The organism is Klebsiella sp. CN_Kp100, assembly GCF_040065315.1.
Classification (GTDB): Bacteria; Pseudomonadota; Gammaproteobacteria; order Enterobacterales; family Enterobacteriaceae; genus Klebsiella; species Klebsiella oxytoca.
Genome location: NZ_JBEAIJ010000053.1, coordinates 1 through 25278, shown reverse-complemented (window position 1 = coordinate 25278; position 25278 = coordinate 1). Strand labels below are relative to the sequence as shown.

General features: G+C 54.2%; 27 protein-coding genes. 16 read left to right on the top strand and 11 right to left on the bottom strand.

Going from position 1 to position 25278, the window contains the following annotated elements:
• Positions 1 to 257 precede the first annotated feature (257 nt).
• Both ABLV12_RS23710 and ABLV12_RS23705 read left to right on the top strand, forming a co-directional pair.
• The gene (locus ABLV12_RS23710; RefSeq protein WP_004100392.1) at positions 258 to 470 is read left to right on the top strand and encodes a hypothetical protein; all 213 of its coding nucleotides are present in this window, start codon (positions 258 to 260) and stop codon (positions 468 to 470) included.
• Between the two features lie 51 nt (positions 471 to 521).
• The gene (locus ABLV12_RS23705) at positions 522 to 1076 is read left to right on the top strand and encodes a LuxR C-terminal-related transcriptional regulator (protein ID WP_004100391.1); all 555 of its coding nucleotides are present in this window, start codon (positions 522 to 524) and stop codon (positions 1074 to 1076) included.
• 94 nt (positions 1077 to 1170) lie between these two features.
• Here the strand turns inward: ABLV12_RS23705 and ABLV12_RS23700 are convergent, their stop codons facing one another.
• Together ABLV12_RS23700 and ABLV12_RS23695 are read right to left on the bottom strand one after the other, a co-directional pair.
• Positions 1171 to 1902: a MerR family transcriptional regulator gene (locus tag ABLV12_RS23700; RefSeq protein ID WP_004100389.1), complete on the bottom strand. Its 732-nt coding sequence runs from the start codon at positions 1900 to 1902 to the stop codon at positions 1171 to 1173.
• A 189-nt stretch (positions 1903 to 2091) separates the two neighbouring features.
• Positions 2092 to 3315 carry a diguanylate phosphodiesterase gene (locus ABLV12_RS23695; RefSeq protein ID WP_004111512.1) on the bottom strand — a complete coding sequence of 408 codons (1224 nt, stop codon included), beginning with the start codon at positions 3313 to 3315 and terminating at the stop codon, positions 2092 to 2094.
• Between the two features lie 335 nt (positions 3316 to 3650).
• On the opposite strand from ABLV12_RS23695, the gene ycgZ reads away from it, so the two are divergent.
• The 3 genes from ycgZ (at position 3651) to ABLV12_RS23680 (ending at position 4659) form a co-directional block, all read left to right on the top strand.
• The gene (gene ycgZ, locus ABLV12_RS23690) at positions 3651 to 3896 is read left to right on the top strand and encodes a regulatory protein YcgZ (RefSeq protein WP_004100386.1); all 246 of its coding nucleotides are present in this window, start codon (positions 3651 to 3653) and stop codon (positions 3894 to 3896) included.
• A gap of 118 nt (positions 3897 to 4014) precedes the next feature.
• The gene (locus tag ABLV12_RS23685) at positions 4015 to 4338 is read left to right on the top strand and encodes a hypothetical protein (protein WP_004111510.1); all 324 of its coding nucleotides are present in this window, start codon (positions 4015 to 4017) and stop codon (positions 4336 to 4338) included.
• Between the two features lie 54 nt (positions 4339 to 4392).
• The gene (locus tag ABLV12_RS23680; protein ID WP_004100382.1) at positions 4393 to 4659 is read left to right on the top strand and encodes a biofilm development regulator YmgB/AriR family protein; all 267 of its coding nucleotides are present in this window, start codon (positions 4393 to 4395) and stop codon (positions 4657 to 4659) included.
• 249 nt (positions 4660 to 4908) lie between these two features.
• Here ABLV12_RS23680 and ABLV12_RS23675 read toward each other — a convergent pair whose 3' ends face one another.
• The gene (locus ABLV12_RS23675) at positions 4909 to 6378 is read right to left on the bottom strand and encodes a PLP-dependent aminotransferase family protein (protein ID WP_160887551.1); all 1470 of its coding nucleotides are present in this window, start codon (positions 6376 to 6378) and stop codon (positions 4909 to 4911) included.
• A 127-nt stretch (positions 6379 to 6505) separates the two neighbouring features.
• Between ABLV12_RS23675 and ABLV12_RS23670 the strand changes: the two genes are divergently transcribed.
• Entirely contained in the window at positions 6506 to 6982 is a 477-nt protein-coding gene (locus ABLV12_RS23670) for a GNAT family N-acetyltransferase (RefSeq protein WP_032727965.1), read from the top strand.
• Positions 6983 to 7041: 59 nt separating this feature from the next.
• Here ABLV12_RS23670 and pgl read toward each other — a convergent pair whose 3' ends face one another.
• On the bottom strand, positions 7042 to 8037 hold the full coding sequence (pgl, locus tag ABLV12_RS23665) for a 6-phosphogluconolactonase (RefSeq protein ID WP_004111503.1): 996 nt from the start codon (positions 8035 to 8037) through the stop codon (positions 7042 to 7044).
• 221 nt (positions 8038 to 8258) lie between these two features.
• Here pgl and ABLV12_RS23660 point away from each other — a divergent pair, with 221 nt between their 5' ends.
• The gene (locus ABLV12_RS23660; RefSeq protein WP_134882303.1) at positions 8259 to 9077 is read left to right on the top strand and encodes a pyridoxal phosphatase; all 819 of its coding nucleotides are present in this window, start codon (positions 8259 to 8261) and stop codon (positions 9075 to 9077) included.
• Here ABLV12_RS23660 and modC read toward each other — a convergent pair whose 3' ends face one another.
• From modC to ABLV12_RS23640, 4 genes are all read right to left on the bottom strand, one after another.
• The gene (gene modC, locus ABLV12_RS23655) at positions 9078 to 10136 is read right to left on the bottom strand and encodes a molybdenum ABC transporter ATP-binding protein ModC (RefSeq protein WP_348867395.1); all 1059 of its coding nucleotides are present in this window, start codon (positions 10134 to 10136) and stop codon (positions 9078 to 9080) included.
• Position 10137: 1 nt separating this feature from the next.
• Entirely contained in the window at positions 10138 to 10827 is a 690-nt protein-coding gene (modB, locus tag ABLV12_RS23650) for a molybdate ABC transporter permease subunit (protein ID WP_348867394.1), read from the bottom strand.
• Positions 10827 to 11600 (bottom strand): molybdate ABC transporter substrate-binding protein, encoded by a 774-nt coding sequence (gene modA / locus ABLV12_RS23645; protein WP_348867393.1) that lies wholly within the window; start codon positions 11598 to 11600, stop codon positions 10827 to 10829. The genes modB and modA overlap by 1 nt, the downstream gene beginning before the upstream one ends.
• 143 nt (positions 11601 to 11743) lie before the next feature.
• Positions 11744 to 11893: an AcrZ family multidrug efflux pump-associated protein gene (locus ABLV12_RS23640; protein ID WP_004848993.1), complete on the bottom strand. Its 150-nt coding sequence runs from the start codon at positions 11891 to 11893 to the stop codon at positions 11744 to 11746.
• Positions 11894 to 12047: 154 nt separating this feature from the next.
• On the opposite strand from ABLV12_RS23640, the gene modE reads away from it, so the two are divergent.
• The 7 genes from modE (at position 12048) to gpmA (ending at position 19925) form a co-directional block, all read left to right on the top strand.
• Complete coding sequence (gene modE / locus ABLV12_RS23635) at positions 12048 to 12836, top strand: molybdenum-dependent transcriptional regulator (protein WP_004100364.1); 789 nt, start codon at positions 12048 to 12050, stop codon at positions 12834 to 12836.
• 67 nt (positions 12837 to 12903) lie between these two features.
• Positions 12904 to 14379, top strand: a complete 1476-nt coding sequence (modF, locus tag ABLV12_RS23630; protein WP_160887545.1) for a molybdate ABC transporter ATP-binding protein ModF — start codon at positions 12904 to 12906, stop codon at positions 14377 to 14379.
• Positions 14380 to 14584: 205 nt separating this feature from the next.
• Complete coding sequence (gene galE / locus ABLV12_RS23625; RefSeq protein ID WP_004100360.1) at positions 14585 to 15601, top strand: UDP-glucose 4-epimerase GalE; 1017 nt, start codon at positions 14585 to 14587, stop codon at positions 15599 to 15601.
• A gap of 9 nt (positions 15602 to 15610) precedes the next feature.
• Complete coding sequence (gene galT, locus ABLV12_RS23620; RefSeq protein ID WP_201506095.1) at positions 15611 to 16657, top strand: galactose-1-phosphate uridylyltransferase; 1047 nt, start codon at positions 15611 to 15613, stop codon at positions 16655 to 16657.
• Between the two features lie 2 nt (positions 16658 to 16659).
• The gene (gene galK, locus ABLV12_RS23615) at positions 16660 to 17808 is read left to right on the top strand and encodes a galactokinase (protein WP_017146319.1); all 1149 of its coding nucleotides are present in this window, start codon (positions 16660 to 16662) and stop codon (positions 17806 to 17808) included.
• On the top strand, positions 17802 to 18845 hold the full coding sequence (gene galM, locus ABLV12_RS23610) for a galactose-1-epimerase (RefSeq protein ID WP_004100353.1): 1044 nt from the start codon (positions 17802 to 17804) through the stop codon (positions 18843 to 18845). The genes galK and galM overlap by 7 nt, the downstream gene beginning before the upstream one ends.
• Positions 18846 to 19172: 327 nt before the next feature.
• Positions 19173 to 19925 carry a 2,3-diphosphoglycerate-dependent phosphoglycerate mutase gene (gpmA, locus tag ABLV12_RS23605; RefSeq protein WP_004100351.1) on the top strand — a complete coding sequence of 251 codons (753 nt, stop codon included), beginning with the start codon at positions 19173 to 19175 and terminating at the stop codon, positions 19923 to 19925.
• A 65-nt stretch (positions 19926 to 19990) separates the two neighbouring features.
• Here gpmA and aroG read toward each other — a convergent pair whose 3' ends face one another.
• Positions 19991 to 21043 carry a 3-deoxy-7-phosphoheptulonate synthase AroG gene (aroG, locus tag ABLV12_RS23600; RefSeq protein WP_064345080.1) on the bottom strand — a complete coding sequence of 351 codons (1053 nt, stop codon included), beginning with the start codon at positions 21041 to 21043 and terminating at the stop codon, positions 19991 to 19993.
• 315 nt (positions 21044 to 21358) lie between these two features.
• Between aroG and ABLV12_RS23595 the strand changes: the two genes are divergently transcribed.
• Together ABLV12_RS23595 and zitB are read left to right on the top strand one after the other, a co-directional pair.
• Positions 21359 to 21730: a YbgS-like family protein gene (locus ABLV12_RS23595; protein WP_064397502.1), complete on the top strand. Its 372-nt coding sequence runs from the start codon at positions 21359 to 21361 to the stop codon at positions 21728 to 21730.
• 118 nt (positions 21731 to 21848) lie between these two features.
• The gene (gene zitB / locus ABLV12_RS23590) at positions 21849 to 22793 is read left to right on the top strand and encodes a CDF family zinc transporter ZitB (RefSeq protein ID WP_201506092.1); all 945 of its coding nucleotides are present in this window, start codon (positions 21849 to 21851) and stop codon (positions 22791 to 22793) included.
• On the opposite strand, the gene pnuC is transcribed toward zitB, so the two are convergent.
• Complete coding sequence (gene pnuC / locus ABLV12_RS23585; protein WP_004100343.1) at positions 22790 to 23509, bottom strand: nicotinamide riboside transporter PnuC; 720 nt, start codon at positions 23507 to 23509, stop codon at positions 22790 to 22792. The two genes, zitB and pnuC, sit on opposite strands and share 4 nt — an antisense overlap.
• 35 nt (positions 23510 to 23544) lie before the next feature.
• Positions 23545 to 24588 (bottom strand): quinolinate synthase NadA, encoded by a 1044-nt coding sequence (gene nadA / locus ABLV12_RS23580; RefSeq protein WP_064397497.1) that lies wholly within the window; start codon positions 24586 to 24588, stop codon positions 23545 to 23547.
• Positions 24589 to 25278 lie beyond the last annotated feature (690 nt).

Genomic DNA, 25278 nt, shown 5'->3' with positions numbered 1-25278 from the left:
GATAAGTAAAATCATATAGTTAAATTTATTTGTTAAAAAAACCCACTAAATGTACAAAATTTTTCTGCAAAAATTGTACATCCTGAAAATCGTGACTATAGTTATTACGTAAGTTTTGATTACTCTGCATTACCGAATTCTTATGAATTAAAAATTGCACACCATTTCTCTGAAATGGTGAAAAAACCGTATAGCAAAGATGATGTTATCACTCATCTTTGTTAGTTGATTATGGCTAAAATAACCCGGGATTAACCATGCAGATAAAGAACACCATTCCAGCAGAATTTATATTTAACTCTGCGTTGTTGAAAAACATCGAACATATGGTGCGAATGGAGAACGAGGCCGTGAGCAATGAACGTTTAATCGTTGAGGTTCAGCGCCGTCTGAATGTCGAGAAAAATGAAATACTCGCTGACTTATACACCCAGACGCTGCATATGTTACGCGCGAAAAATCATCACTAAGCGTGATTTGTTAAAGTATTCTTTAATTAACACTTCTGCCTCGGAGGACAAATGAATAACGACAAGCAAGGTCTCTTTTTTAATCATTACGATCTTTGGATTAACAATAACCTTCTTCGTCAAGGATTACAGCTTGTACTAGATTCATTATCACCAGGCTGTTTTCATGGAAAATACGTCTTTTTCACCAGCGATAACTATTATGCGGTGCTCAATCATCATTACGACCGCAAAAGAGTTCGTTTTGTCCTGCTCACCGACGGCAACGATCTGAACTTCCTTAGCGAAATTCCGATGTACAGAATTCCTGCGCGCTCAACGCCCGCTGAGATAAAATCTTTTATTCTTCGCCCGACGTTGTTTGGTAAAAAACCTGACAGTGAAGCTGAAAGTATTGTTTTTACCAACCGCGAAAAAGAAGTGATTCGCCTGATGAACGATGGCGAAGCGATGGTTAATATTGGGAAGTCACTGAATTTACATATTAAAACAATTTACCAAATTCGCCTGACCTTAATTAAAAAACTAGGCTGTTCTGGTCGCACTGATTTTTTTAATATTAGCCGCAGCGAAACATTTAAAGCCTGGACTCAGCAAAATTTCTGATAGTTTACCTGCCAGCGCATGTTGCCATGCTTCAGGAAGACAAGCGGCGGAAAAACATCTCTAAGAATGTTCCGCTGCTAACCCTCTAAGAAACTTACTCTCCGTGAAACTCGATGGTAAAGCCCTGACTTTGCCAGTGGCTAAGTAATTCTGCCTGCAAAGGGGTCAGCGCGCGGCCGGTCCAGACAAAGATGTGCTGACCAGGGAACAGTTCCGGGCGAGGAGAGTCGAGCGGTTCCGCCAGCACATTAACGTGCCAGGCGCGCTGAGACAATCGCCATGCTTCCAGCCACAGGCGAGTGCGATCTTCATTACCCCATCCTACTAACAGCGTCTCTTTACCCACCTTCTTACGCGATTCCGCAAGGATGGACGCCACGCAATCTATCAAAATGCCATCCAGCATACTGATGATAGCCAGGGAAGTATTCTGGTCGAGATTAAGCTTGCTGCGCACGGGGACAAACAGCCGGTCAATAAGTTTATCTACGGGATATTCATGGCTGAGGGACATGATGCGGGTGCGTAATTTTGAGGGCTGAACACCTCGCAGAAGCGTCATCATCTCTTCCTGGAGCAGAACGGCTGCGTCTTGCGTTTCAGGCTGATGGCCTTCCAGAAGCGCCTTAACCTTGCCAACGGAGACGCCGCGATCGATCCAGCGTTTGATTTCCTCAATCCGCTGAACGTCCTCCTCGTCAAACTGGCGGTGTCCCCCCTCGCTTCTCTGCGGCTTCAGCAGACCGTATCTACGCTGCCATGCACGCAAAGTAACAGGGTTGATTCCGCAACGTTCGGCAACTTCACCGATACTGTAATATGCCATTAGCGCCCTCTAACCTGATAATACTTTACCGACTAAATTAACTAATTTAGACGAGTTGTACAATTAACTTTTCTTGTACAGCTAAAATTAACAGGTCGGACGCCAATGTACACAGCAAAAAACAAGGCTTATTTTGCCGTTATACACGGCTTTTTAAGCGAAACGCTGCGCTGAGCAGCGTTCAAAAAATTAAAGAAGCTCGCAGGCTATTTTTTTCTCCGGCCAGGCTACCGGCGGAATGCCCCCGAAGCACGGGCTGGCAAATAAATTTCCCTGGAAATGCGTAATCCCCGCTGATTCCAGCCACATCCACTCTTCCGCCCGCTCAACCCCCACCGCTGAAATGGCAATTTCCAGGGAATTACAACATTTGATAATCGCCTGAACGATTGCCTGTTTCGGGCCGTGCTTATGGATATCTTTGACCAGCTGGCGATTAATCTTAATGCGGTCCGGCTGAAACTGCGCCAGCAGCACTAGCCCGGCAAACCCGGCGCCAAAGTGATCGATAGCCACGCGAATTCCCGCAGATTTTAGCTTTCGCACAGAATCGGTAAATTCATCAACGCGAGAAATCGCTTCGCTCTCGGTGAATTCCACAATAATTTGCTCGGGAATCAAACCACTGGCTTCAATTTCAGCCAACAGAAATTCGACAGCGTTGGGAACATTGACCAGCGTCATGGGTAACAGATTAATCGACAAGGTGCGTCCACGAAGATGCAAACGTCCCGCCATGGCGAAGGCGATGCGCTTACTGTGCAGATCCGTCCAGTAGATTTCCTCTCGCGAAAGTCCGTCAAAATAGACCGCTGGCGATTCACCGGAGTTGGTGCGCAGCAGCGCTTCATAGGAGACGACCTCTTTGGCAAACGGATCGATCACCGGCTGAAAAGCAAAGCTGCACTCGGCCTGCTCGAGCGGGGTTTCAGGATACCAGGCCTCGTCTTCTATCACAAAGTCCCAGCTTTCGGCCGCAGGAATTTCGTAATAGTTCTCCTTTTCAGTGGCTTCGACGAAGGTACGGAAAAAGTGGAGAGCTCTGTCGTCATAGATAAGCTGATATTTCGTGGTTCCTTTGTCCAGCACGGCCTGCAGAACTTCATCGCGGTCAAACTCTCGTAAATCAAAGAGTTCCATACCGATTTTGCCAAAGCGACGGGTCGGCCCATGGTCTCTGAGAAGCTCAACGAGGTTATGGTGCCGCGGGTCTTCGCAGATATGGCGATAAATTTCCTCAACCTTCTCTTCAGGTCCTTCTAATAGTTGAAAAAAATGGGTGCCGTTAAAAAGCAAAATACCCGTCACGTCTTCCTGACCATTTTTTACATTTGCTGCAGCAACCATGCTTTCGAGCGATTTAATTGACACGTTGTCGCAGATATGACTGCGATAAATGATGGTAGTGAGCATGAAATTTCCGAAAGAAGAGATGAATGCTAATGAGATATTACAGTAGCAGGTCTACTCACATAAGTCCTGTAAAACAGCGCGCGTCCTTAACAAATAAATCACATTAACATCCTCTTTTCGCTGACATTCTTACCATCCTGCGCACCTGTACAAGCCGTACATCTCCATTCGCTGTTTACCTTAAGATTTGTACAATTTTAAAAGCATATAAATCAATATGTTATAAAAAATATTAAGAAAATTAACATATTTTTTCCATTTTCTATGTACAAGTTGTCAAACATTGTATAACTTTAATCGCAACTTTACTGATAATTGAACTGACAGGAGCACATATGCAGCAGAACGGTTACATTCCTGACACGGCTAACGCTATTGCCCATTACTTCAATAAAGCTTCGTTGCCTTCTCAGCAGGAAACGTTGGGACAGATTGTTATGGATATCCTGAATGAAGGACGGAACCTGAATCGCAAATCCCTGTGTACGAAACTGCTGAGTCGCCTTGAAGTGGCTTCAGAACCTGAAGAAGAAAACCATTATCAAACGTTGATTGGTCTCTTGTTTGAGCATCAGGGGTAAAAGTAGCTTCAGTTATCTGGTGATTTAAGTCGTTACTGAATGAGGAAATATAGGGGATGGGCCAGTATCTGACACGGATTACCGGCTTGCTACTAAATTCCCAGTCAAGGAGATGACAATGATCAGAGATACCGTTATGAATCACAATGATTATGATCCATTAACCGATGTATTGATTGGAGAGGCTGTCCTCTCGCTACTCAAAAGCAAGGGGCCTATTAGTAAACAAGCACTGATCGGTAAACTCCAGGCCATGCAGGCCGGAGAACAAGATAAAAAGCGGCGGAATGCAATTGGGCGTATTATCGATGAAATCAGTAATATGGTAGCTCGCCGTGGAAACAACAAAACTGTGGGTACTTCAGGCGCTAAACACAATTGGGATAAGCCGAATTCATTATTAGGCTCCCCTCAGCAGCCAGGTACTAATAAAATACACTGACCTCTAACGGTCGAATGTTTAACTCACAACGTAGAGAATATGATGAGACAGACTATGCATCAGCAACCGGATATTTACGCAGGCCTGAACGATACCGCACTCTCTGAATATTTCCGCAACGCAGGCGACAGGCTGATCGATGAATCAGCGGTGATGTCACTGGCTATCAGTAGCATCCTGGAGTCTGAGGGGCATCTCAACAATAAAGCGATTATTCTGTGGTTAATTACGGCGCTGGAGACTACCAGCGATGTCGTAACCGCCGACGTTATCCGCAAAACGCTGGAAATCGTCGTAAGCTACACCATGGATGATATCTGATTTTTTAACCGGCAGTCATTCACAGGGATGTCACCTATCGCTAAGCGAATGGTTGTTTCGTTATATAGCTGTGGATACATCTACAATCCATGCGCAATATTATTGTTCTTAACACTCGCCTCCGCTGAGCAGATGACTCATCTGCTCAGAGGCGTGTGTTAATTATAAATAAGATTTAATTTATTTTTGCTCGCCTTCGCCAGAAATAAACGCGATAGTTTTTGTTTCAATAAAGCCTGCGGTATTGAGTTATATGACCGCCGCCAGACGGCGAATCCCCTCAGCCAAAACCTCTGGCGGATGGTTTGCAAAGCCAAGCAATATTCCCTCACGTGACATTGGCCGCTGGCAATAGCGCGCAAAAGTTTGTACACCTAAGCCTATCTGGCGCGCCTTCCGCACCACCTCCTGTGCCCGTAAGCCATCCAGCAGCCAGCAGACTATATGCACGCCGGAATCCGTAGGATGCACCAGCATGCGCCCGGGAAAATAGAATTTAATCGCCGCCTCCAGCGCGCTTTTTCGCTCAAAACAGGCTTTACGGATCCGACGAACGTGGCTGGCATAGTGCCCCTCGCGGATGAAACGCGCCAGAACGGCCTGTTCCAGATATCCGCTACAGAGGTCAGTATAATATTTGGTGATGGCAAACTGTTCGCGCAAATGCTCGGGGACAACTAAAAAGCCCAGACGAAATGCCGGATACATCATCTTAGAGAATGTACCCGCATAGATGACCCGCTGATGTTTATCCAGCCCCTGCAACGCCTGCAGAGAGCGGGCGGCATAGCGAAATTCGCTATTGTAATCATCTTCGAATATCCAGGCGCGGTTAGCTTCCGCCCACTCCAGCAGAGCAAGCCTCCGCGGCAGACTCAGCGTGCCGCTGAGCGGAAACTGATGCGACGGCGCGGTATAGACCAGCTTAGCCCCGGGATAATGGTCTATTCCATCCTGAATATCCATGCCCTCATCGTCAACCCGAACGGCCCGAACAACGGCTCCCCTGGCGGCGAATGCGCCGCGAGCGCCGTTATATCCGGGATCGTCCAGCCAGACTTCATCGCCCTTTTCCAGTAAAGCCTGCGCGGCGATCGTCAACGCTTGCTGAATGCCGTTAACAATAATCACCCGATCTTCGTGGCAATTTACGCCGCGCGTCGCCTGTATATAGTCGCTGATTGCCTGACGCAGCGGCAGGAATCCCCAGGAGGAGGCGTGCGATGCGAGTTCACGGCGCGATTGCCGCCAGACGCGCCCTAGCAAGCGCCCCCACAAAGCATGAGGGAAAAGATCGGTACAGCCAATACCGACGGCGAAAACCGCGCCCATCTCTCCGCTATCTTCGCTTTCCGTCCATGAGGGTACCAGGGCTGACACATCAGGGTTCAGCGGCCCAACGCTGGCTATTGCCGTTTCCGGCGCCGTCGGCGACCCGTACTCGCTAATGACGTGATCCGGAATATGGTCGCAGACAAAGGTGCCTGCCCCCTTGCGCGTCAGCAGATAGCCTTCATCAATCAGGCGCTCAAACCCGGCAATGACCGAGTTGCGGGAGATCGCCATCATCTCAGCCAGCGCCCGGCTGGAGGGTATTTTTGCACCCGCCGATAACCGGCCATCCAGAATCGCTTGGCGCAGGGCGTGATAGACCTGGTCTTTAATCACGCCGCGCGTTAATAACAGTTCCTGGAACAGAGGGGCAATGGGTTTTGGCATGAGCGGCAGCGGCATCAACGTAATAAAAGTGGATCCTATAAATATACAGAAAGTGTCACTTTTTAGGAACCAGAACGCCTCCTATCATAACGCACAACCATCCGGTTTCTAAAAGTAAGGAATAAGCATGAAGAGCCAGAAAACCGACGTTAACCTCGCGGAAATTACCCTCCAACCCGCAGCTGAAACTGACTTTGCCGCGTGGCTGCCGCTGTGGAAAAGCTACCAGACGTTTTATCGCGTCGACATCCCGGACACCGTCACGCAACTCACCTGGAAGCGTTTTTTCCATTCTGTGGAACCCATGTATTGCGCGGTGGCAAAACGCGAAGGCAGGATTGTGGGATTCGTTCACTATCTCTTCCACCGCTCTACCTGGGCCGAAAGCGACTACTGCTATCTGGAAGATCTGTTCGTTGATCCGGCCGTTCGGGGCCAGCATATCGGCAAACGGTTGATTGAGTATGTACAGCTACAGGCGCGGAAGCGTCACTCAGCCAGCCTGTACTGGCACACGCATGAAACCAATCTGCGGGGTCAGCGCTTGTACAACTGGGTCGCGGAGAAAAGCGGCATGATTGAGTATCGTATGCGGGTGAAATAGCCCTTGCGCCAGGCGTAAAAAAACCTCGCCGCGGCGAGGTTTCGGCCACACCTGCGGGCTTAACGAGCGTTGACCACCACCCACATCGGGCCCTGGCCTACGGCATAGCGCCCTTTTTCCTGCAGCAGCCCCTGCTTGCCTTCGATTTCATACACCGCAATATGATGCGATTTCTGACCGGCAGCGATGAGGAATTTGCCGCTATGATCGAGATTAAAGCCGCGCGGCTGGGTTTCGGTATTTTGATAGCCCTCGATGGACAGCACGCTGCCGTCTTCCGAAACGCTAAAGATGGTAATAACGCTGGCGGTGCGATCGCAGGCGTAGAGGTGACGGCCATCGGGCGTCAGGTGAATATCTGCCGCCCAGCGAACGCCGGTGAAATCAGGCGGCATCATGTCCAGCGTCTGCACGCACTCGATTTTGCCGTGCGGATCCTTCAGCTCCCAGACGTCAACGGAGCTGTTCAGTTCGTTAACGCAGTAGCCGTATTGCTGGTTCGGATGGAAGACCATATGACGCGGGCCCGCGCCTTCAACGGTGGTCACCTCAGCCGGTTCCTGGGCAGCCAGGAAACCGTCGTCGCTCAGGGTAAACAGGCAGATACGATCCTGTTTCAGCGCCGGAACCCACAGGGTGCGATTGTCCGGGGAAATATTTGCCGAGTGGCAGCCTTCCAGCCCTTCCACCACCGCCACCGCTTCCCGCGGCAGGCCGTCCACCAGCGGCGTAACGCTTACGCAGCCCGCGTTATAGGATGCGCTGAACACAAAGCGGCCTTGATGATCGGTAGAGATGTGCGTTGGGCTACCGGGCAGCGCGGCTTCGCCAGCGAAGGTCAGGGCGCCATTATCGGGCGCAATGCGGTAGGCCAGTACGCGAAACTCCGGACGCACGCCGACGTAGAGATACTCTTTGTTCGGGCTCACCACCATCGGCTGCACCTGCCCCGGGGCATCAACAACCTGCACCAGCGTCAGTTTCCCCTCAGGATCCAGATCCCAGACGTGAATCTGCTGGCTTTCCGGGCTGGCGGTATAAACGGTTTGTTTCATGAATACTCCTTCCTCACTGCACGTGGAAATTTCATTTTTCAGACTAACGGCGCCCTGAAAAATACAATACGCATACACAACATTTTTCAGATTGCCTCCAGGCAGCCTGAAAGATCAAGTGTATCGGCTCTTTAGCGGTAGATGCTGAAAAGTTTGCCGGAATGGCACAGCGGTGTACCATCATAGCCTGCTAACTTTTCATCATTAACCGGAAACAACACATGACCTCACGCGTGATTGCCCTGGATTTAGACGGCACGCTCTTAACCGGCAAAAAGACCATCCTCCCCGCCTCGCTCGACGCGCTGGCTCGCGCCAAAGATGCTGGATACCAGATCATTGTCGTCACCGGACGACATCACGTCGCTATCCATCCTTTTTATCAGGCACTGGCTCTCGATACACCTGCAATTTGCTGCAATGGTACTTATTTGTATGATTATCATGCAAAAAAGGTGCTTGAGTCCGATCCGATGCCGGTCGATAAAGCCCTGAGCCTGACGGAGCTACTGAACCAGCATGATATTCACGGCCTGATGTACGTTGATGACGCCATGCTCTACGAGCGGCCGACCGGGCACGTCATCCGCACTGCCAACTGGGCCCAGTCTCTGCCCGTCGAGCAGCGCCCGGTATTTACTCAGGTCGACTCTCTGGCGCAGGCGGCGCGCGAAGTTAACGCCGTGTGGAAATTCGCCCTGACCGATGAAGATACCGCCAAACTGCAGCGTTTTGCCCTGCACGTTGGCCAGACGCTGGGCCTGGAGTGCGAATGGTCGTGGCACGATCAGGTGGATATTGCCCGGGAAGGCAACAGTAAAGGTAAACGCCTGGCGCAGTGGGTGGCGTCCCGGGGACTGTCAATGCAGGATGTTATCGCTTTCGGCGACAACTATAACGACCTCAGCATGCTGGAGGCCGCCGGCACCGGCGTAGCGATGGGCAACGCGGTAGAGGAAGTGAAAGCGCGCGCCAACGTGGTGATCGGTGAAAACGAAACCACCAGCATCGCCGACTACATCTATCGCCACCTGCTGTAATCAGGCGGCTATCGACACGCTTTTTATCTGCGCATACAGCCGCTGGCCCGGGGCAACGCCCAGATCATCGCGAGCCCAGGGGCTGATGCGCGCCCACAGCGTACGGCCGCTTATTTCGAGCCTGACCTCAACCTGCCCATGGCTTTCAATACACTGCATAACCTCCGCGGGCAAAATATTGCGAATACTGGTTTGCTGAGCGGGCTGCAGTACCAGAGACACGTCTGAGGCCTGAATGCGCATGCGCGCGGTTTCGCCCAGCGGCCTGTCAAGCCGGTTGACCCATATCTGCTGGTCGCCGATCGCCAGGGCGGTCATCGTATACTGCGGATGCTGGGCGGCAACAATCGCGCTCAGGATGGTACTTTGCTGATCCTCGGGCAGCCAGGGGTGCATCACGCTACTACTCCACACCTCTTCCAGGCAGCCAAAGGCTTTCACCTTCCCCGCCTCCAGCACCAGCACGTTATCCGCCAGGTGCTGGATCTCATCAAGAGAGTGGCTGACGTACAGCATCGGGATGTTAATTTCGCGCGCCAGCCGCTGCAGATAGGGCAACAGCTCGCGCTTGCGCGGGATATCCAACGATGCCAGCGGTTCATCTAACAGCAGCAGCTCCGGCGCGGTAAGCAGCGCCCGGCCAATCGCGACCCGCTGTTTTTCTCCGCCGGAGAGTCCTCCCGGTAGCCGATCAAGCAGTGGCGCAATGCCGAGCAGATCGACCAGCTTATCGAACTGTCCGGCCATATTTTTTGCCATGCCATATTGCAGATTGCCCCGTACTTTATAGTGCGGAAACAGGCGCGCGTCCTGAAAAACATAGCCAATGCGGCGTTTTTCCGGCGCCAGGCAGATACGTTTTTCAACATCGTTCAGCACTCTGCCGTTAAGGACAATGCGCCCCTGCTGCGGGTGGGTCAGGCCGCTAATAGCGTTGATCAGCGAGGTTTTTCCCGCGCCAGAGACGCCGAATACCGCTGTAATGCCGCTGGCAGGGAGCGTCTCGCGGATTTGCAGACAGTGGGTTCCCAGCGTCTGGGTAAAATCGAGTTCAAGCATGTTATTTCCCCATCCGCTGACGGCTGAGGCGGGACAGCCATTCGGAAATCAGCAGCGATACCAGCGCCAGCACAATCGAAATCAAGCATAAACGCGCGGCTGCGCCTTCTCCCCCGGGGGTTTGGATCAGGGTATACATGGCCGAAGGGATGGTACGCGTTTCACCGGGAATATTGGAAACAAAAGTGATAGTGGCGCCAAACTCGCCCAGCGAACGGGCAAAAGCCAGCACGGTGCCGACGATAATACCGGGTAGCGTCAACGGTAGCGTAATAGTGAAAAATACGCGCCAGCGCCCAGCGCCCAGGGTACGCGCCGCCTGCTCAAGCTTGATGTCCACCCCTTCCAGCGCGAGGCGAATGGCCCGCACCATCAACGGAAAGGACATGACCGCCGCCGCCAGCACCGCGCCGCGCCAGCTAAACGCAAAGCTCAGCCCAAACCAGTCATATAGCCAGCTGCCGATAAAGCCGCGGCGCCCCATCGCAATCAGCAACAGATAGCCCACCACCACCGGCGGCAGCACCAGCGGCAGGTGGATAACGCTATCGAGCAGCGCTTTGCCGGGAAAATCCCGACGAACCAGCAGCCAGGAAAAAAAGATGCCGAAAGGTAAGCTAACTACCACCGCCAGGGAGGAGACTTTCAGGCTCAGCAGTACCGCCTGCCATTCAGGATCGCTTAAGAACATTAGTGGGTAGTGAATCCGTAACGTTTAAAGATGGCGGACGCTTCCGGCCCTTTTAAATAGTCATAAAACGCGCTGACCGCGGCATTTTTATGGCCGTCGACGATTGCCAGCGGATATTCCACCTTCTTATGGGAATCTTCCGGGAAGGTACCGACAACTTTTACCCCCTTGCTGGCGACCGCATCAGAGCCGTACACGATCCCCAGCGGGGCTTCGCTGCGTTCAACCAGGGCCAGCGCGCCGCGCACGTCCTCTGCCGGAGCCAGCTCAGGCGACAGGGTATCCCAGGCTCCCAGCTTTTGCAGCGCTTCTTTCGCATAGATGCCAGCAGGCACGTGTTCCGGGTCGCCAACGGCCAGGCGGCCGCCTTTCAGCAGGCTGGTCCAGTTGGTTTTATCATTGATGCTTATCTCGCCCTGAGCGCTGGCTTTCGGCGCTACCACGACCAGGCTGTTTCCGAGAAGGGTCGTCCGAGAAGCAGAATCAATGCTCTTTTTCCCGGCCGCGTAATCCATCCATTTTTGATCGGCGGAGATAAACAGATCCGCCGGCGCGCCCGCTTCAATCTGGCGCGCCAGCGTGGATGAAGAAGCAAATGAAGAGACAACCTCAACGTTCTTCTCTTTCTTATACTCTTTAGCGATATCCTGCATGGCGTTAGTGAGCGATGCTGCGGCAAAAACCGTCACTTTGCCCTCATCCGCCAGCGCGTGACCGGCAACGCAGAGCGTTAACGTTGTTCCGGCAAAAAAGCGTAACCATTGACCTGCCATCTGAATCTCCCGTAGGTTCGTTATGTAGCTGACAATATAACGATAGAGCCAGGACTTTCCCAGAGAAAATTAGGGGTAATGAGCGGAGGATCAAACGAAGGGGGAAAAATAAAAACGCCCGGTCAAACCGGGCGCGGGGGAAATCAGTGGTTTTGCGGCCTGCTGTCTTTATGGCCGGCTCCGGAGAAGAGGTTAAACACTTCGCCCAGCCCGTAAATCAACCCCAGGATGACAGCCATCACCACAGGGACCATGACTACGGCAAAAACCAGACTTTTCAATAGCTCTAACATGGTTGGCTCCAGAAAGTACGAATACTTTATTGTAACGAATTCCGCCGGAAAAACACGCCCCATTTGTGCGGTGCCTCACGGACTGCCGCCGCAGAAGCATCTTGCAAGATGACCGCTATCGGTCACAATACCTTTTTTTCATCAGGACATGATTATGCAGGCCGAAATTCTCCTTACCCTTAAATTACAGCAGCGCCTGTTCGCCGATCCCCGTCGTATCGCCCTGCTGAAGCAAATTGACCTGACCGGCTCCATTAGCCAGGGGGCCAAAAATGCCGGCATCAGCTATAAAAGCGCATGGGATGCCATTAATGAAATGAATCAGCTCAGCGAGCAGACCCTGGTTGACCGGGCGACCGGCGGCAAAGGCGGCGGCGGCGCGGTCCTCACCCGTTACGGGCAGCGGCTGATTCAGCTCTACGACCTGCTGGCGCAGATTCAGCAGAAAGCGTTCGATGTCCTGAGCGATGATGACGCCCTTCCCCTCGACAGCCTGCTGGCCGCCATTTCGCGATTCTCTCTGCAGACCAGCGCGCGCAACCAGTGGTTCGGCACGATTACCGGCCGCGACCATCAGCAGGTTCAGCAGCACGTGGAGGTCCTGCTGGCCGACGGGCAAACCCGTCTCAAAGTCGCGATTACCGCCCAAAGCGCCGATCGTCTTGGCCTGGATGAAGGCCAGGAAGTATTAGTGCTGCTGAAGGCGCCGTGGGTTGGCATCACCCTGGATGCCGCGCAGGCGGTACAGGCTGATAATCAGCTGTCCGGCCGAATCAGCCGCATCGAACGCGGGCCGGAGCAGTGCGAAGTACTGATGGCGCTCCCGGATGGTCAAAGCCTTTGCGCCACCCTGCCGGTGGAACAGACGCGCGATCTGGCCGAAGGCGCGGAAGCGATAGCATATTTCAATGCCGATCGCATCATTCTCGCCACGTTATGCTAACGCCATTGACATTGTGGGCGTGAAGACGTATCCCTGAAATAAATCGCTGCAAAAAGTGGGATACACAATGTCATCATTGCAAATTTCGCAAGGCATGTTTCGCCTGAGCGACACCAAAACGTTAAATATTGAACAGCTCTGCGTGCAGGCTGGCGAGAGCTGGGCTTTCGTCGGCAGCAACGGCAGCGGGAAGTCGGCCCTTGCGCGGGCGCTATCCGGAGAGCTGACGCTGCTCAGCGGACAGCGCGAGAATACGTTCGCACGCGTTACCCGTCTCTCTTTTGAACAGCTGCAGAAGCTGGTCAGCGATGAGTGGCAGCGCAACAACACGGACTTGCTCAGCCCCGGAGAAGAAGATACCGGACGCACGACAGCGGAAATTATCCAGGATGAGATTAAAGACCCCTCCCGCTGCGCCCGCCTTGCTGAACAGTTCGCTATCAGCCACCTGCTTGAGCGCCGCTTTAAATATCTCTCTACCGGAGAAACGCGTAAGACCCTGCTGTGCCAGGCGCTGATGGGCGACCCCGACCTGCTTATCCTTGATGAGCCGTTCGACGGTCTTGATATCGCCTCACGCCAGCAGCTTGCGGCGCTGCTGGCCACGCTCAACGGCGAAGGGATCGCCCTGGTGCTGGTTCTTAATCGTTTCGATGAAATCCCGGAGTTCGTTCAGTTTGCCGGCGTGCTGGCGGAGTGTGTTCTGAGCGAAACCGGCGAAAAGCAGGCCCTGCTGCAGCAGGCGCTCATTGCCCAGCTGGCCCACAGCGAAAGGCTTGATGGCATGACGCTGCCGGAGCCCGATGCCCCGGCCGCGCGTCTTGGGCTGGACGACGATGCGCCGCTCATCGTGCTCAACGACGGCAGGGTTTCCTACAATGACCGCCCCATCATTAATCATCTGAACTGGACGGTAAATCCCGGCGAACACTGGCAGATAGTCGGCCCCAACGGCGCCGGTAAATCGACGCTACTCAGCCTGGTCACCGGCGACCATCCCCAGGGCTATAGTAACGACCTGACCCTGTTTGGCCGCCGCCGCGGCAGCGGGGAAACGATCTGGGATATTAAGAAGCATATCGGTTACGTCAGCAGCAGCCTGCACCTTGAATACCGCGTCAGCACCAACGTACGTAACGTGATTCTCTCGGGCTATTTCGACTCGATTGGCATCTATCAGGCCGTTTCCGACAAACAGCATAAGCTGGTGCAGAACTGGCTGGATATTCTGGGGATTGATAAACGCACCGCCGATGCGCCGTTCCATAGCCTCTCCTGGGGGCAGCAGCGGCTGGCGCTGATCGTCCGCGCGCTGGTCAAGCACCCTACCCTGCTGATCCTCGATGAACCGCTGCAGGGGCTGGATCCGCTCAACCGCCAGCTGGTGCGCCGCTTTGTTGATGTGCTCATTAGCGAAGGGGCGACGCAGCTGCTGTTTGTCTCCCACCATGCGGAAGACGCTCCCGACTGCATCACCCATCGCCTGGCGTTCGTGAGCAGTGGAGACGGTTACACCTACCGGGTCGGCCCGCTGGAAAATTAAGCCTGTAAAGGGGTCTGCGGATCCCTTATTTTTTCAGAATAATAGCCTGATCATAAATTAACCCCCTGTACTATAATCAAAAAATCTTAAAAGCTACGGCTGGAAATTTTAGTGTAAACGATTCCACCAATTTGCCCTATGTCACACTTTTACCTTCTTTGGTATGCTATCTTCTTCTCACACGATAAGCCTATTGGAGCGAATCATGAAAGTACTGGTTACAGGTGGTAGCGGTTACATTGGAAGTCACACCTGCGTTCAACTGCTACTGCAGGGACACGACGTGATTATTCTCGACAATCTCTGCAACAGTAAGCGCAGCGTATTGCCAATCATTGAACGTCTCGGCGGCAAAAGCGCCACCTTTGTTGAAGGCGATATTCGTAATGAAGCGCTGATGACGGAAATTCTTCACGATCACGCCATTGAAGCGGTGATCCATTTTGCCGGCCTGAAAGCCGTCGGGGAATCCGTCGCCAAACCGCTTGAATATTACGACAACAACGTAACCGGAACGCTAAAACTCGTTTCCGCTATGCGCGCTGCGGGCGTGAAAAACTTTATTTTCAGCTCCTCCGCCACCGTCTACGGCGACCAGCCCAAAATTCCTTATGTCGAGAGCTTCCCGACCGGTACTCCGCAGAGCCCGTACGGCAAAAGCAAGCTGATGGTTGAGCAGATCCTGACTGACCTGCAAAAAGCGCAGCCGGACTGGAGCATCGCACTGCTGCGCTACTTCAATCCGGTTGGCGCCCATCCATCGGGCGATATGGGCGAAGACCCGCAGGGCATTCCGAACAACCTGATGCCGTATATCGCGCAGGTCGCGGTTGGGCGCCGTGAATCGCTGGCGGTATTTGGCAACGACTACCCAACCGAAGACGGCACCGGCGTACGTGACTACATTCACGTCATGGACCTTGCCGACGGCCACGTCGCGGCGATGGAAAAACTGGCCGACAAAGCCGGCGTGCATATCTATAACCTTGGCGCAGGCGTCGGCAGCAGCGTACTCGACGTGGTCAATGCCTTTAGCAAAGCCTGCGGCAAACCGATTAACTACCACTTCGCGCCGCGCCGCGAAGGCGACCTCCCGGCCTACTGGGCGGACGCTGAAAAGGCCGACCGCGAGCTGAACTGGCGCGTGACGCGCAACCTTGACGAAATGGCGCAGGACACCTGGCACTGGCAGTCCCGTCATCCGCAGGGTTATCCAGACTAAGGAACCTTCATGAGCGTATTTAACCCCGTCGACCATCCACATCGTCGTTATAACCCGTTAACCGGGCAGTGGATTCTGGTTTCTCCGCATCGCGCCAAGCGCCCCTGGCAGGGGGCGCAGGAAACGCCGGCAAAGCAGACCTTGCCCGCGCACGATCCGGACTGTTTCCTGTGCCCGGGCAATACCCGCGTCACCGGCGACAAAAACCCGAACTACACCGGCACGTTTGTTTTTACCAATGACTTTGCGGCTTTGATGACCGATACCCCTGATGCCCCGGAAAGCGACGATCCGCTGATGCGCTGTCAGAGCGCCCGCGGCACCAGCCGGGTCATCTGCTTCTCGCCAGATCACAGCAAAACGCTGCCGGAACTGAGCGTTGAGGCGCTGGAAGGCGTGGTTAAAACGTGGCAGGAGCAGACCGCCGACCTTGGAAAGAGCTACCCCTGGGTGCAGGTCTTTGAAAATAAAGGGGCGGCGATGGGCTGCTCCAACCCGCACCCCCATGGGCAGGTGTGGGCCAACAGCTTTCTGCCTAATGAGGCGGAACGCGAAGATCGTCTGCAAAAAGCGTACTTCACCGAGCACGGCGCGCCGATGCTGGTGGATTACGTGCAGCGCGAATCAGCCGACGGTAGCCGTACTATCGTTGACACTGACCACTGGCTCGCCGTGGTTCCTTATTGGGCCGCGTGGCCTTTTGAAACGCTGCTGCTGCCAAAAGCGCACGTCCAGCGCCTGACTGATTTGACCGACGACCAGCGCAGCGATCTCGCGCTGGCGCTGAAAAAGCTGACCAGTCGTTACGACAACCTGTTCCAGTGCTCATTCCCCTACTCCATGGGCTGGCACGGCGCGCCGTTTAACGATGAAGAGAATAATCACTGGCAGCTGCACGCCCATTTTTACCCGCCGCTGCTGCGTTCCGCCACGGTGCGTAAATTTATGGTCGGCTATGAAATGCTGGCTGAAACCCAGCGTGACCTGACGGCCGAGCAGGCCGCCGAGCGTCTGCGCGCTGTGAGCGACGTCCATTTTCGCGAATCCGGAGTATAACCATGAGTCTGAAAGAGAAAACCCAAGCCCTGTTTGCTGAGAAATTTGGCTACCCGGCCAGCCATGTTATCCAGGCCCCAGGCCGCGTTAACCTGATCGGCGAACATACCGACTATAACGATGGGTTCGTGCTGCCCTGCGCCATTGATTACCAGACGGTTATCGCCTGTGCGCCGCGCGACGATCGTACCGTGCGGGTTATTGCCGCCGATTACGACAATCAGACCGATGAATTCTCTCTCGACTCGCCGATTACCAGCCACGATACCCAGCAGTGGTCAAACTATGTCCGCGGCGTGGTGAAGCATCTCCAGCAGCGGAATAACGCCTTCGGCGGCGCGGATCTGACAATCAGCGGTAACGTGCCGCAAGGCGCCGGGTTAAGCTCCTCGGCTTCGCTGGAGGTCGCCGTCGGCACGGTGTTCCAGCAGCTGTACCACCTGCCGCTCGATGGCGCGCAAATTGCCCTGAACGGCCAGGAAGCGGAAAATCAGTTCGTCGGCTGCAACTGCGGCATTATGGACCAGCTGATCTCCGCGCTTGGTAAAAAAGATCACGCTCTGCTGATCGACTGCCGCTCCTTAGGGACGAAAGCGGTGTCGATGCCGAAAGGCGTCGCGGTAGTGATTATCAACAGTAACTTTAAGCGCACCCTGGTGGGCAGCGAATACAACACCCGTCGCGAGCAGTGCGAAACCGGCGCGCGCTTCTTCCAGCGTCCGGCTCTGCGTGACGTCACGCTGCAAGAGTTCAACGCCGTGGCTCACGAGCTTGATCCGGTAGTCGCCAAACGCGTTCGCCACGTGCTGACTGAAAACGCCCGCACCGTAGAAGCCGCATCGGCGCTGGAAAAAGGCGACCTGCAGCGGATGGGCGAACTGATGGCGGAATCTCACGCCTCCATGCGCGATGATTTTGAAATCACCGTACCGCAGATTGATACCCTGGTAGAGATCGTCAAAGCGACCATCGGCAACAAAGGCGGCGTTCGCATGACCGGCGGCGGCTTCGGCGGCTGTATCGTCGCGCTGGTGCCGGAGGAGCTGGTTGATACCGTGCAGCAGGCCGTTGCCAGAGAGTATGAAGCGAAAACGGGCATTAAAGAGACCTTCTACGTCTGCAAACCGTCGCAGGGAGCCGGGCAATGCTAAAGCAAACAACGGAGCTGGCGCCGGACGGCCAGCCATGGAATCTTCTTACCCTGCGTAACGACGCAGGCATGACGGTCACCGTGATGGACTGGGGCGCGACGCTGCTCTCCGCGCGCGTGCCCCTGGCGGACGGTAGCGAACGAGAAGCGCTGCTCGGCTGCGCGACCCCCGGCGACTATACGCGCCAGGCCGCTTACCTTGGCGCTTCCGTAGGCCGTTACGCTAACCGTATTGCCAACAGCCGCTTTACCCTGGATGGCCAGCTCATCAATCTGACGCCCTCCAACGAGGCTGGCCATCAGCTCCACGGCGGACCGGAAGGTTTTGATAAGCGCCGCTGGCAAATTGTTAGCGCTGACGCTCGCCACGCGCTGTTTTCTCTCTCCTCCCGCGATGGCGATCAGGGCTATCCCGGTAATCTGACGGCAACCGCGCACTACCGCCTGACCGACGATAACCGGATCGCTATTGAGTATCGCGCCACCGTGGACCAGCCGTGCCCGGTGAATCTGACAAACCACGTCTATTTCAACCTCGATGGCGTGCAGAGCGACGTGCGCAACCATAAGCTGCAAATTTTTGCCGATGTTTATCTGCCCGTCGAAAGCGACGGTATTCCGGGGGGAGATCTGCAAAACGTCACCCTGACCAGCTTCGATTTCCGCACGCCGAAAACCCTGGCGGACGACTTCCTGCGCGACGAAGATCAGCAAAAAGTAAAAGGTTATGACCATGCCTTCCTGCTACAGGCGCTGGGGAATGCCGATACTCCGGCCGCTCACGTCTGGTCGCAGGACGAAAAGCTACAGATGACGGTTTATACATCCGCCCCCGCGTTGCAGTTTTACTCCGGCAACTATCTTGGCGGCACGCCGTCGCGCACAGCGCAGGCGTACGATGACTGGCAGGGCCTGGCTCTGGAGAGCGAGTTCCTTCCAGATTCTCCGAATCATCCGGAATGGCCGCAGCCGGATTGTGTACTGCGCCCCGGCGAAGAGTACGTCAGCCTGACGGAATATCAGTTTATCGCTCGATAGCCTCTGGCCCTCCCGATGGAGGGCTTTTTATCATTTTGCTGAAAATTACGTCACTTACAGACAAAAACATAACCTCTGTTTTACAAGCACCTTACACTGAGCCACTATTTTCGCTATGGTTAGGGATAAGCATTGCCGTGAGGTAAATCGCGGCAATATAATGAGAATAGTTATCAATCAATAAATATACACACTACAGATTTCGGGTCGCATCAAGGCGGCAAATGAGCAAATCCCCGGGAACATAGTGAACTATGTGACCAGGGTGAGTGAAAGTAGCCAACGACGAGGCGGCGCGAAAGATGACGTGTATTGAGGAGTAAGTGTATGGCTGTAACTAAGCTGGTACTCGTTCGTCACGGCGAAAGCCAATGGAATAACGAAAACCGTTTCACCGGTTGGTATGACGTTGACCTGTCTGAAAAAGGCGTTGGTGAAGCAAAAGCGGCCGGTAAGCTGCTGAAAGAAGAAGGCTTCAGCTTCGACTTTGCTTATACCTCTGTGCTGAAACGTGCCATCCACACCCTGTGGAACGTGCTGGACGAACTGGATCAGGCCTGGCTGCCGGTTGAGAAATCCTGGAAACTGAACGAACGCCACTACGGTGCGCTGCAGGGCCTGAACAAAGCGGAAACTGCTGAAAAATATGGTGACGAACAGGTTAAACAGTGGCGTCGCGGCTTTGCTGTAACGCCGCCGGAGCTGACCAAAGACGATGAGCGCTATCCAGGCCACGATCCGCGCTACGCCAAACTGACCGATGCAGAACTGCCGACGACCGAGAGTCTGGCGCTGACCATCGACCGCGTCGTGCCATACTGGAACGAAACGATTCTGCCGCGTCTGAAAAGCGGTGAGCGCGTGATTATCGCCGCTCACGGCAACTCCCTGCGTGCGCTGGTGAAATACCTCGACAATATGGGCGAAGCAGAGATCCTTGAACTGAACATCCCTACTGGCGTACCGCTGGTGTATGAGTTTGACGAAAACTTCAAGCCGATCAAACACTACTATCTGGGTAACGCCGACGAGATCGCCGCGAAAGCGGCTGCCGTTGCCAACCAGGGCAAAGCGAAGTAATACTCGCAGGATGTAAAAAAAGCGTGGAGCAATCCACGCTTTTTTTTGCGCCGTTCGCTGCAGACTTAACCGCGACGCGCTTTTACCGCCCCGGCCAGCTGGCGAAGTAGCGTATCGGTATCTTCCCAGCCGATGCAGGCATCGGTAATACTTTTACCGTAGGTCAGCGGTTCGCCGCTTTCAAGACTCTGATTGCCTTCCACCAGGTGGCTTTCAATCATCACGCCCATAATCGACCGCTCGCCGCCGGCAACCTGCTGACATACGTCAGCGCCGACATCCATCTGCTTTTTAAACTGTTTGCTGGAGTTGGCGTGGCTGAAATCAATCATAATTTGAACGGGCAGACCTGCTTTCGCCAGACCGACCTTCACTTCGGCAACGTGCTGCGCGCTGTAGTTCGGCTCTTTTCCGCCGCGCAGGATAATATGGCAATCGCTATTACCGCTGGTGTTCACAATTGCCGAATGCCCCCATTTGGTCACCGACAGGAAACAGTGCGGCGCGCCGGCGGCGTTAATGGCGTCGATAGCCACTTTGATGGTTCCGTCGGTGCCGTTTTTAAATCCAACCGGGCAGGACAAGCCGGAAGAGAGCTCACGATGCACCTGCGACTCCGTGGTCCGCGCGCCAATCGCGCCCCAGCTCATCAGATCGGCAAGATACTGCGGCGTGATCATATCGAGGAATTCCCCCGCCGCGGGCAGCCCGCTGTCGTTGATATCAAGCAGCAGCTTGCGCGCGATACGCAGGCCATCGTTGATGCGGAAGCTGTTATCCATATGCGGATCGTTGATCAGCCCTTTCCAGCCGACGGTGGTACGCGGTTTCTCAAAATAAACGCGCATCACGATTTCCAGCTCGCCTTTTAGCTCTTCACGAAGCTTAAGCAGACGTTCAGCATACTCTTTTGCCGCCGCCGGATCGTGAATGGAGCAGGGCCCAATGACCACCAGCAGGCGATCGTCATTCCCTTTCAGGATCTGATGGATCGCTTTACGAGCATGCGCAACGGTATTGGCAGCATTTTCGGTAGCGGGGAACTTTTCCAGGAGCGCAACGGGAGGTAATAATTCGTTGATCTCTTTAATACGTAAATCGTCGTTCTGATAATTCATCTTATTTCCAGCGTTGCCATACTTATCCAGTGAAATGCAATCCCTCCAATCTATCTCTTCATGCAAAAAGTGTAAACGTGATTTTACAGTAGCGGCAGAATATTCCTGGAAATAGGCTAAAAAACGCCATAAAGTCGCGGAATAGTGGCCACAAGCTATAATTTTTAACTGTTAGAACTTAATTTTCTTTAGCATTCAGCATTATATATTAATGCCGCTTGCTATCACCGAAGCTTTAACCACAACGAGTCAAACCTCCGGCAAATGCACTGTTGGAAGAGGTAATTCGACAAATCGACATAACAGGAGCATCCAATGAAAATGAATAAGCTAACCAGTCTTCTCCTCGCAGCAACCCTTGGTCTGGCCAGCGGCTCGGCACTGGCCGCCGATACCGGGGCGCAGTCGAATAATGGGCAAGCGAACGCAGCGGCCGACGCGGGCCAGGTCGCCCCCGATGCGCGTGAAAACGTGGCGCCAAACAACGTCGACAACGGTAAAATCAACTCCGGTTCCACCGATACCAACGGCACCATGCTCCACCCTGACGGCTCGACCATGAACCATGACGGCATGTCGAGCGACGAAGTGCACAAAAACTCAATGTGCAAAGATGGCCGCTGTCCGGATACTGATAAAAAAGTCGGTCAGGACGAAGCGACGAAAACCGACGGTACCACCCAGTAAGCTGAGTACCGGACACCAGGGAGGAGAGCTAAGGCTCTCCTTTTTTTCATTTTATTCACCCCAGAAAGGGAATCATGTCATAAAGTAATCATCAAAATAATAATGTAGGGAAGGCACCATGGGGCAATCACACTCGCATAATTCTGCGCAACCCACCGAAGATAAAAATGCCCGTCGGCTACTGCTGGCGTTCTGCGTTACTGCCGGGTTCATGTTGGTTGAGGTCGCAGGCGGACTCATTTCAGGTTCACTGGCGCTGCTGGCCGATGCCGGGCATATGTTGACGGACGCAGCAGCGCTGCTGTTCGCCTTTCTGGCAGTGCGTTTCGCCAGTCGACCGCCGAATGCGCAACATACCTTTGGCTGGCTGCGGCTGACCACGCTGGCGGCTTTTCTCAATGCCATTGCTTTAGTGGTCATTACGATCCTCATCGTCTGGGAGGCCATTCAGCGCTTTCATCATCCGCAGCCGGTGGCCGGTAAAACGATGATGGTTATTGCGGTTGCCGGCCTGCTGGCTAATATTCTGGCCTTTTGGATCCTGCATCGCGGCAGTGAAGAACGTAATCTCAATGTGCGGGCCGCCGCTCTGCATGTGCTGGGGGATTTACTCGGCTCGGTCGGGGCGATTATTGCCGCTATCGTGATCCTTACGACCGGCTGGACGCCTATCGACCCCATCCTGTCCGTGCTGGTATCGTGCCTGGTTTTGCGCAGCGCCTGGCGTTTGCTGCAGGAGAGCGTCAACGAACTGCTGGAGGGGGCGCCGCGCTCGCTTGATGTTGAGGCACTAAAGCGCGATCTGCGTCGCTCAATACCGGAGGTGCGCGATGTACATCACGTCCACGCCTGGCTGGTCGGCGAAAAAACGGTGATGACGCTGCACGTGCAGGTGGTGCCGCCGCACGATCACGATGGCCTGCTGGAACGGATCCAACATTTCTTACAGCATAAGTACGAAATTGGACACGTAACGGTGCAGATGGAGTATCAGCCCTGCAGCGGCCCGGAGTGCCGTCTCAACATGACGCACGCCGGGCATGGCCATTACCATCACCACTAGCGGGAAAACGCTCGAGAGCCTCGCTCACGCGCGCTATTAATCCACATCCGGCTGCCGTTGAGGGCGATGAATGTCAGAATCAAATATTCGAGCGACATCGCATAAACCCCCTGGAGGGCGAAAATAACGACGCTAATAACGTTGATGATCACCCACAGCAGCCAGTTTTCAACGTATTTTCGGGTCATCAGAATCATCGCCGCAATCGAGAGTACCATCATGCAGGAGTCCCAGAACGGGAATGCGTCTGGCTGCAGCGCCGGCATAACGACCTGCAGGCCCAGGGCGTGCATCAGCGCAACGGCAATCCTGGTCAGATACGCAAAAACCGGATCGATAAATAGCGTCATCAGGCCAATCGCCACCACGCAGGCCGCCAGCCAGCCTAACGCTTTCGGCAGCGGTAGCCAGCGGATTTGCAGCTCAGCCTGGTTATCGCTGGTCTGTCGTGACCAGGCATACCAGCCGTAGACGTTGGCAACAAAGAAGAAGACCTGGAGCAGAAGGCTGGCGTACAGCTGGATCTGAAAAAAGATAATTGCAAACAGCGTGACGTTGATTAACCCAAAGGCATAGTTGACGATTTTCTCCAGGCTCGCCAGCCAGATGCACAGCAGGCCTGCGATAGTACCGACGGCTTCAATCCACGACAGATCATAGCCCCCGGCGCCAATGGGTATGTGAACTAAAATATTCTGCGTACTAAAAAAATCCATCTTATCCCCAGAGCGTACTGTGACGCAGTAATGAACTATCCCCGAAGTGTAGCCGCAAAATCGAGCATTCTGTTTAGCGGAACCAGCGCCCCGGTACGCAGCTGTTCATCAACATGAATTTCATGTTCAGCGCCCCCGTTCTCCAGCGCTTCAGCAATGGCCTGCAGGCCATTCATCGCCATCCACGGACAGTGCGCGCAGCTGCGGCAGGTCGCTCCTTCGCCTGCCGTAGGGGCTTCCAGCAGCTCTTTTTCCGGCACCGCCTGCTGCATTTTGTAAAAAATACCCCGGTCGGTGGCGACAATCAGCTGCTGGTGCGGGAGCGTTTTTGCCGCACTGATTAACTGGCTGGTTGAACCTACCGCATCGGCCATATCGACGATCGCCTGCGATGATTCCGGGTGAACCAGAACCGCAGCCTGCGGATATAGCGCTTTCATTCTTGCCAGCGCTTGAGTTTTGAATTCATCATGAACAATACAGGCCCCATGCCAGCACAGCACGTCGGCGCCGGTCTGTTTTTGCACGTAGCTGCCCAGATGGCGGTCCGGCGCCCAGAGGATTTTTTCCCCCATGCTATCCAGATGCTCAATGAGTTCCACTGCGATACTGGAGGTCACAACCCAGTCGGCGCGAGCCTTAACCGCCGCAGAGGTATTGGCATAGACCACAACGGTACGGTCCGGGTGAGCGTCACAAAAAGCGCTGAACGCCTCGATCGGGCAGCCAAGATCCAATGAACACTCCGCCTGCAGCGTGGGCATCAGGATGGTTTTTTCCGGGCTGAGGATTTTCGCCGTTTCTCCCATAAACCGTACGCCGGCGACCAGCAGCGTAGAGGCGGAATGTCGGGCGCCGAAGCGCGCCATTTCCAGAGAGTCGGAGATGCAGCCACCGGTCTCTTCAGCCAGTTGTTGAATTTCGGGGTCGGTGTAGTAATGGGCCACCATTGCCGCATCGCGTTCACGCAGCAGGCGTTTAATTTTTTCACGATAGAAGTGCTTCTCATCGCGGTTTAACGGCATGGGCTTGGGGGGAAAGGGATAAATTGCCGCTTCCGGATCAAACATTACGCTCATCTTGCAGTCTCGTTTCACTGGCTTAACTTGAAAACCGCAATAACGCCCGCAAAACGGCATTATTCGGTAATGGTGTTTTATATGCTAAACAAGATAGCCGATTGTGCAGAAAATGTCGTGAGGAATTTTGCCCTCAGGGACCATTTCCCGGAGGCGATGCTGCGCATCTGTCCGGGCTGCCAAACCTGCAGAACGCACGAATCTGTAGCCCGGGCAAGGCGCGTCAAGCGCCGCCCCCGGGATGAAGCCACGCAAAGGCATCAGGCCCGGCACATTTCCCGGAGGCGATGCTGCGCATCTGTCCGGGCTACTGGCCTGTGCCAATTGTAGCCACGGTAAACACAGCGCGACGGTAGATTAACGCAGCATTAAAGTATTGCGGATTGTTGTGATTTTCGAGGAAATGGCAGATAGCAAAAAAGCGCCTTTAGGGCGCTTTTTTGCATTGGTGGGTCGTGCAGGATGACTCGCTTCGCTCGCCCTTCGGGCCGTCGCCGCAAGCGGCTCCGTTGTCTCTCTTCGCTACTCGTCTCATCCTGAGACTCACCCTTCGGGCAACGCTACGCGTTGTGCAAAATTGTTCCCGACAATTTTGTCGACTCGAACCTGCTGCAGGTTCGAATCTTATATATCGTAGATAGCAAAAAAGCGCCTTTAGGGCGCTTTTTTACATTGGTGGGTCGTGCAGGA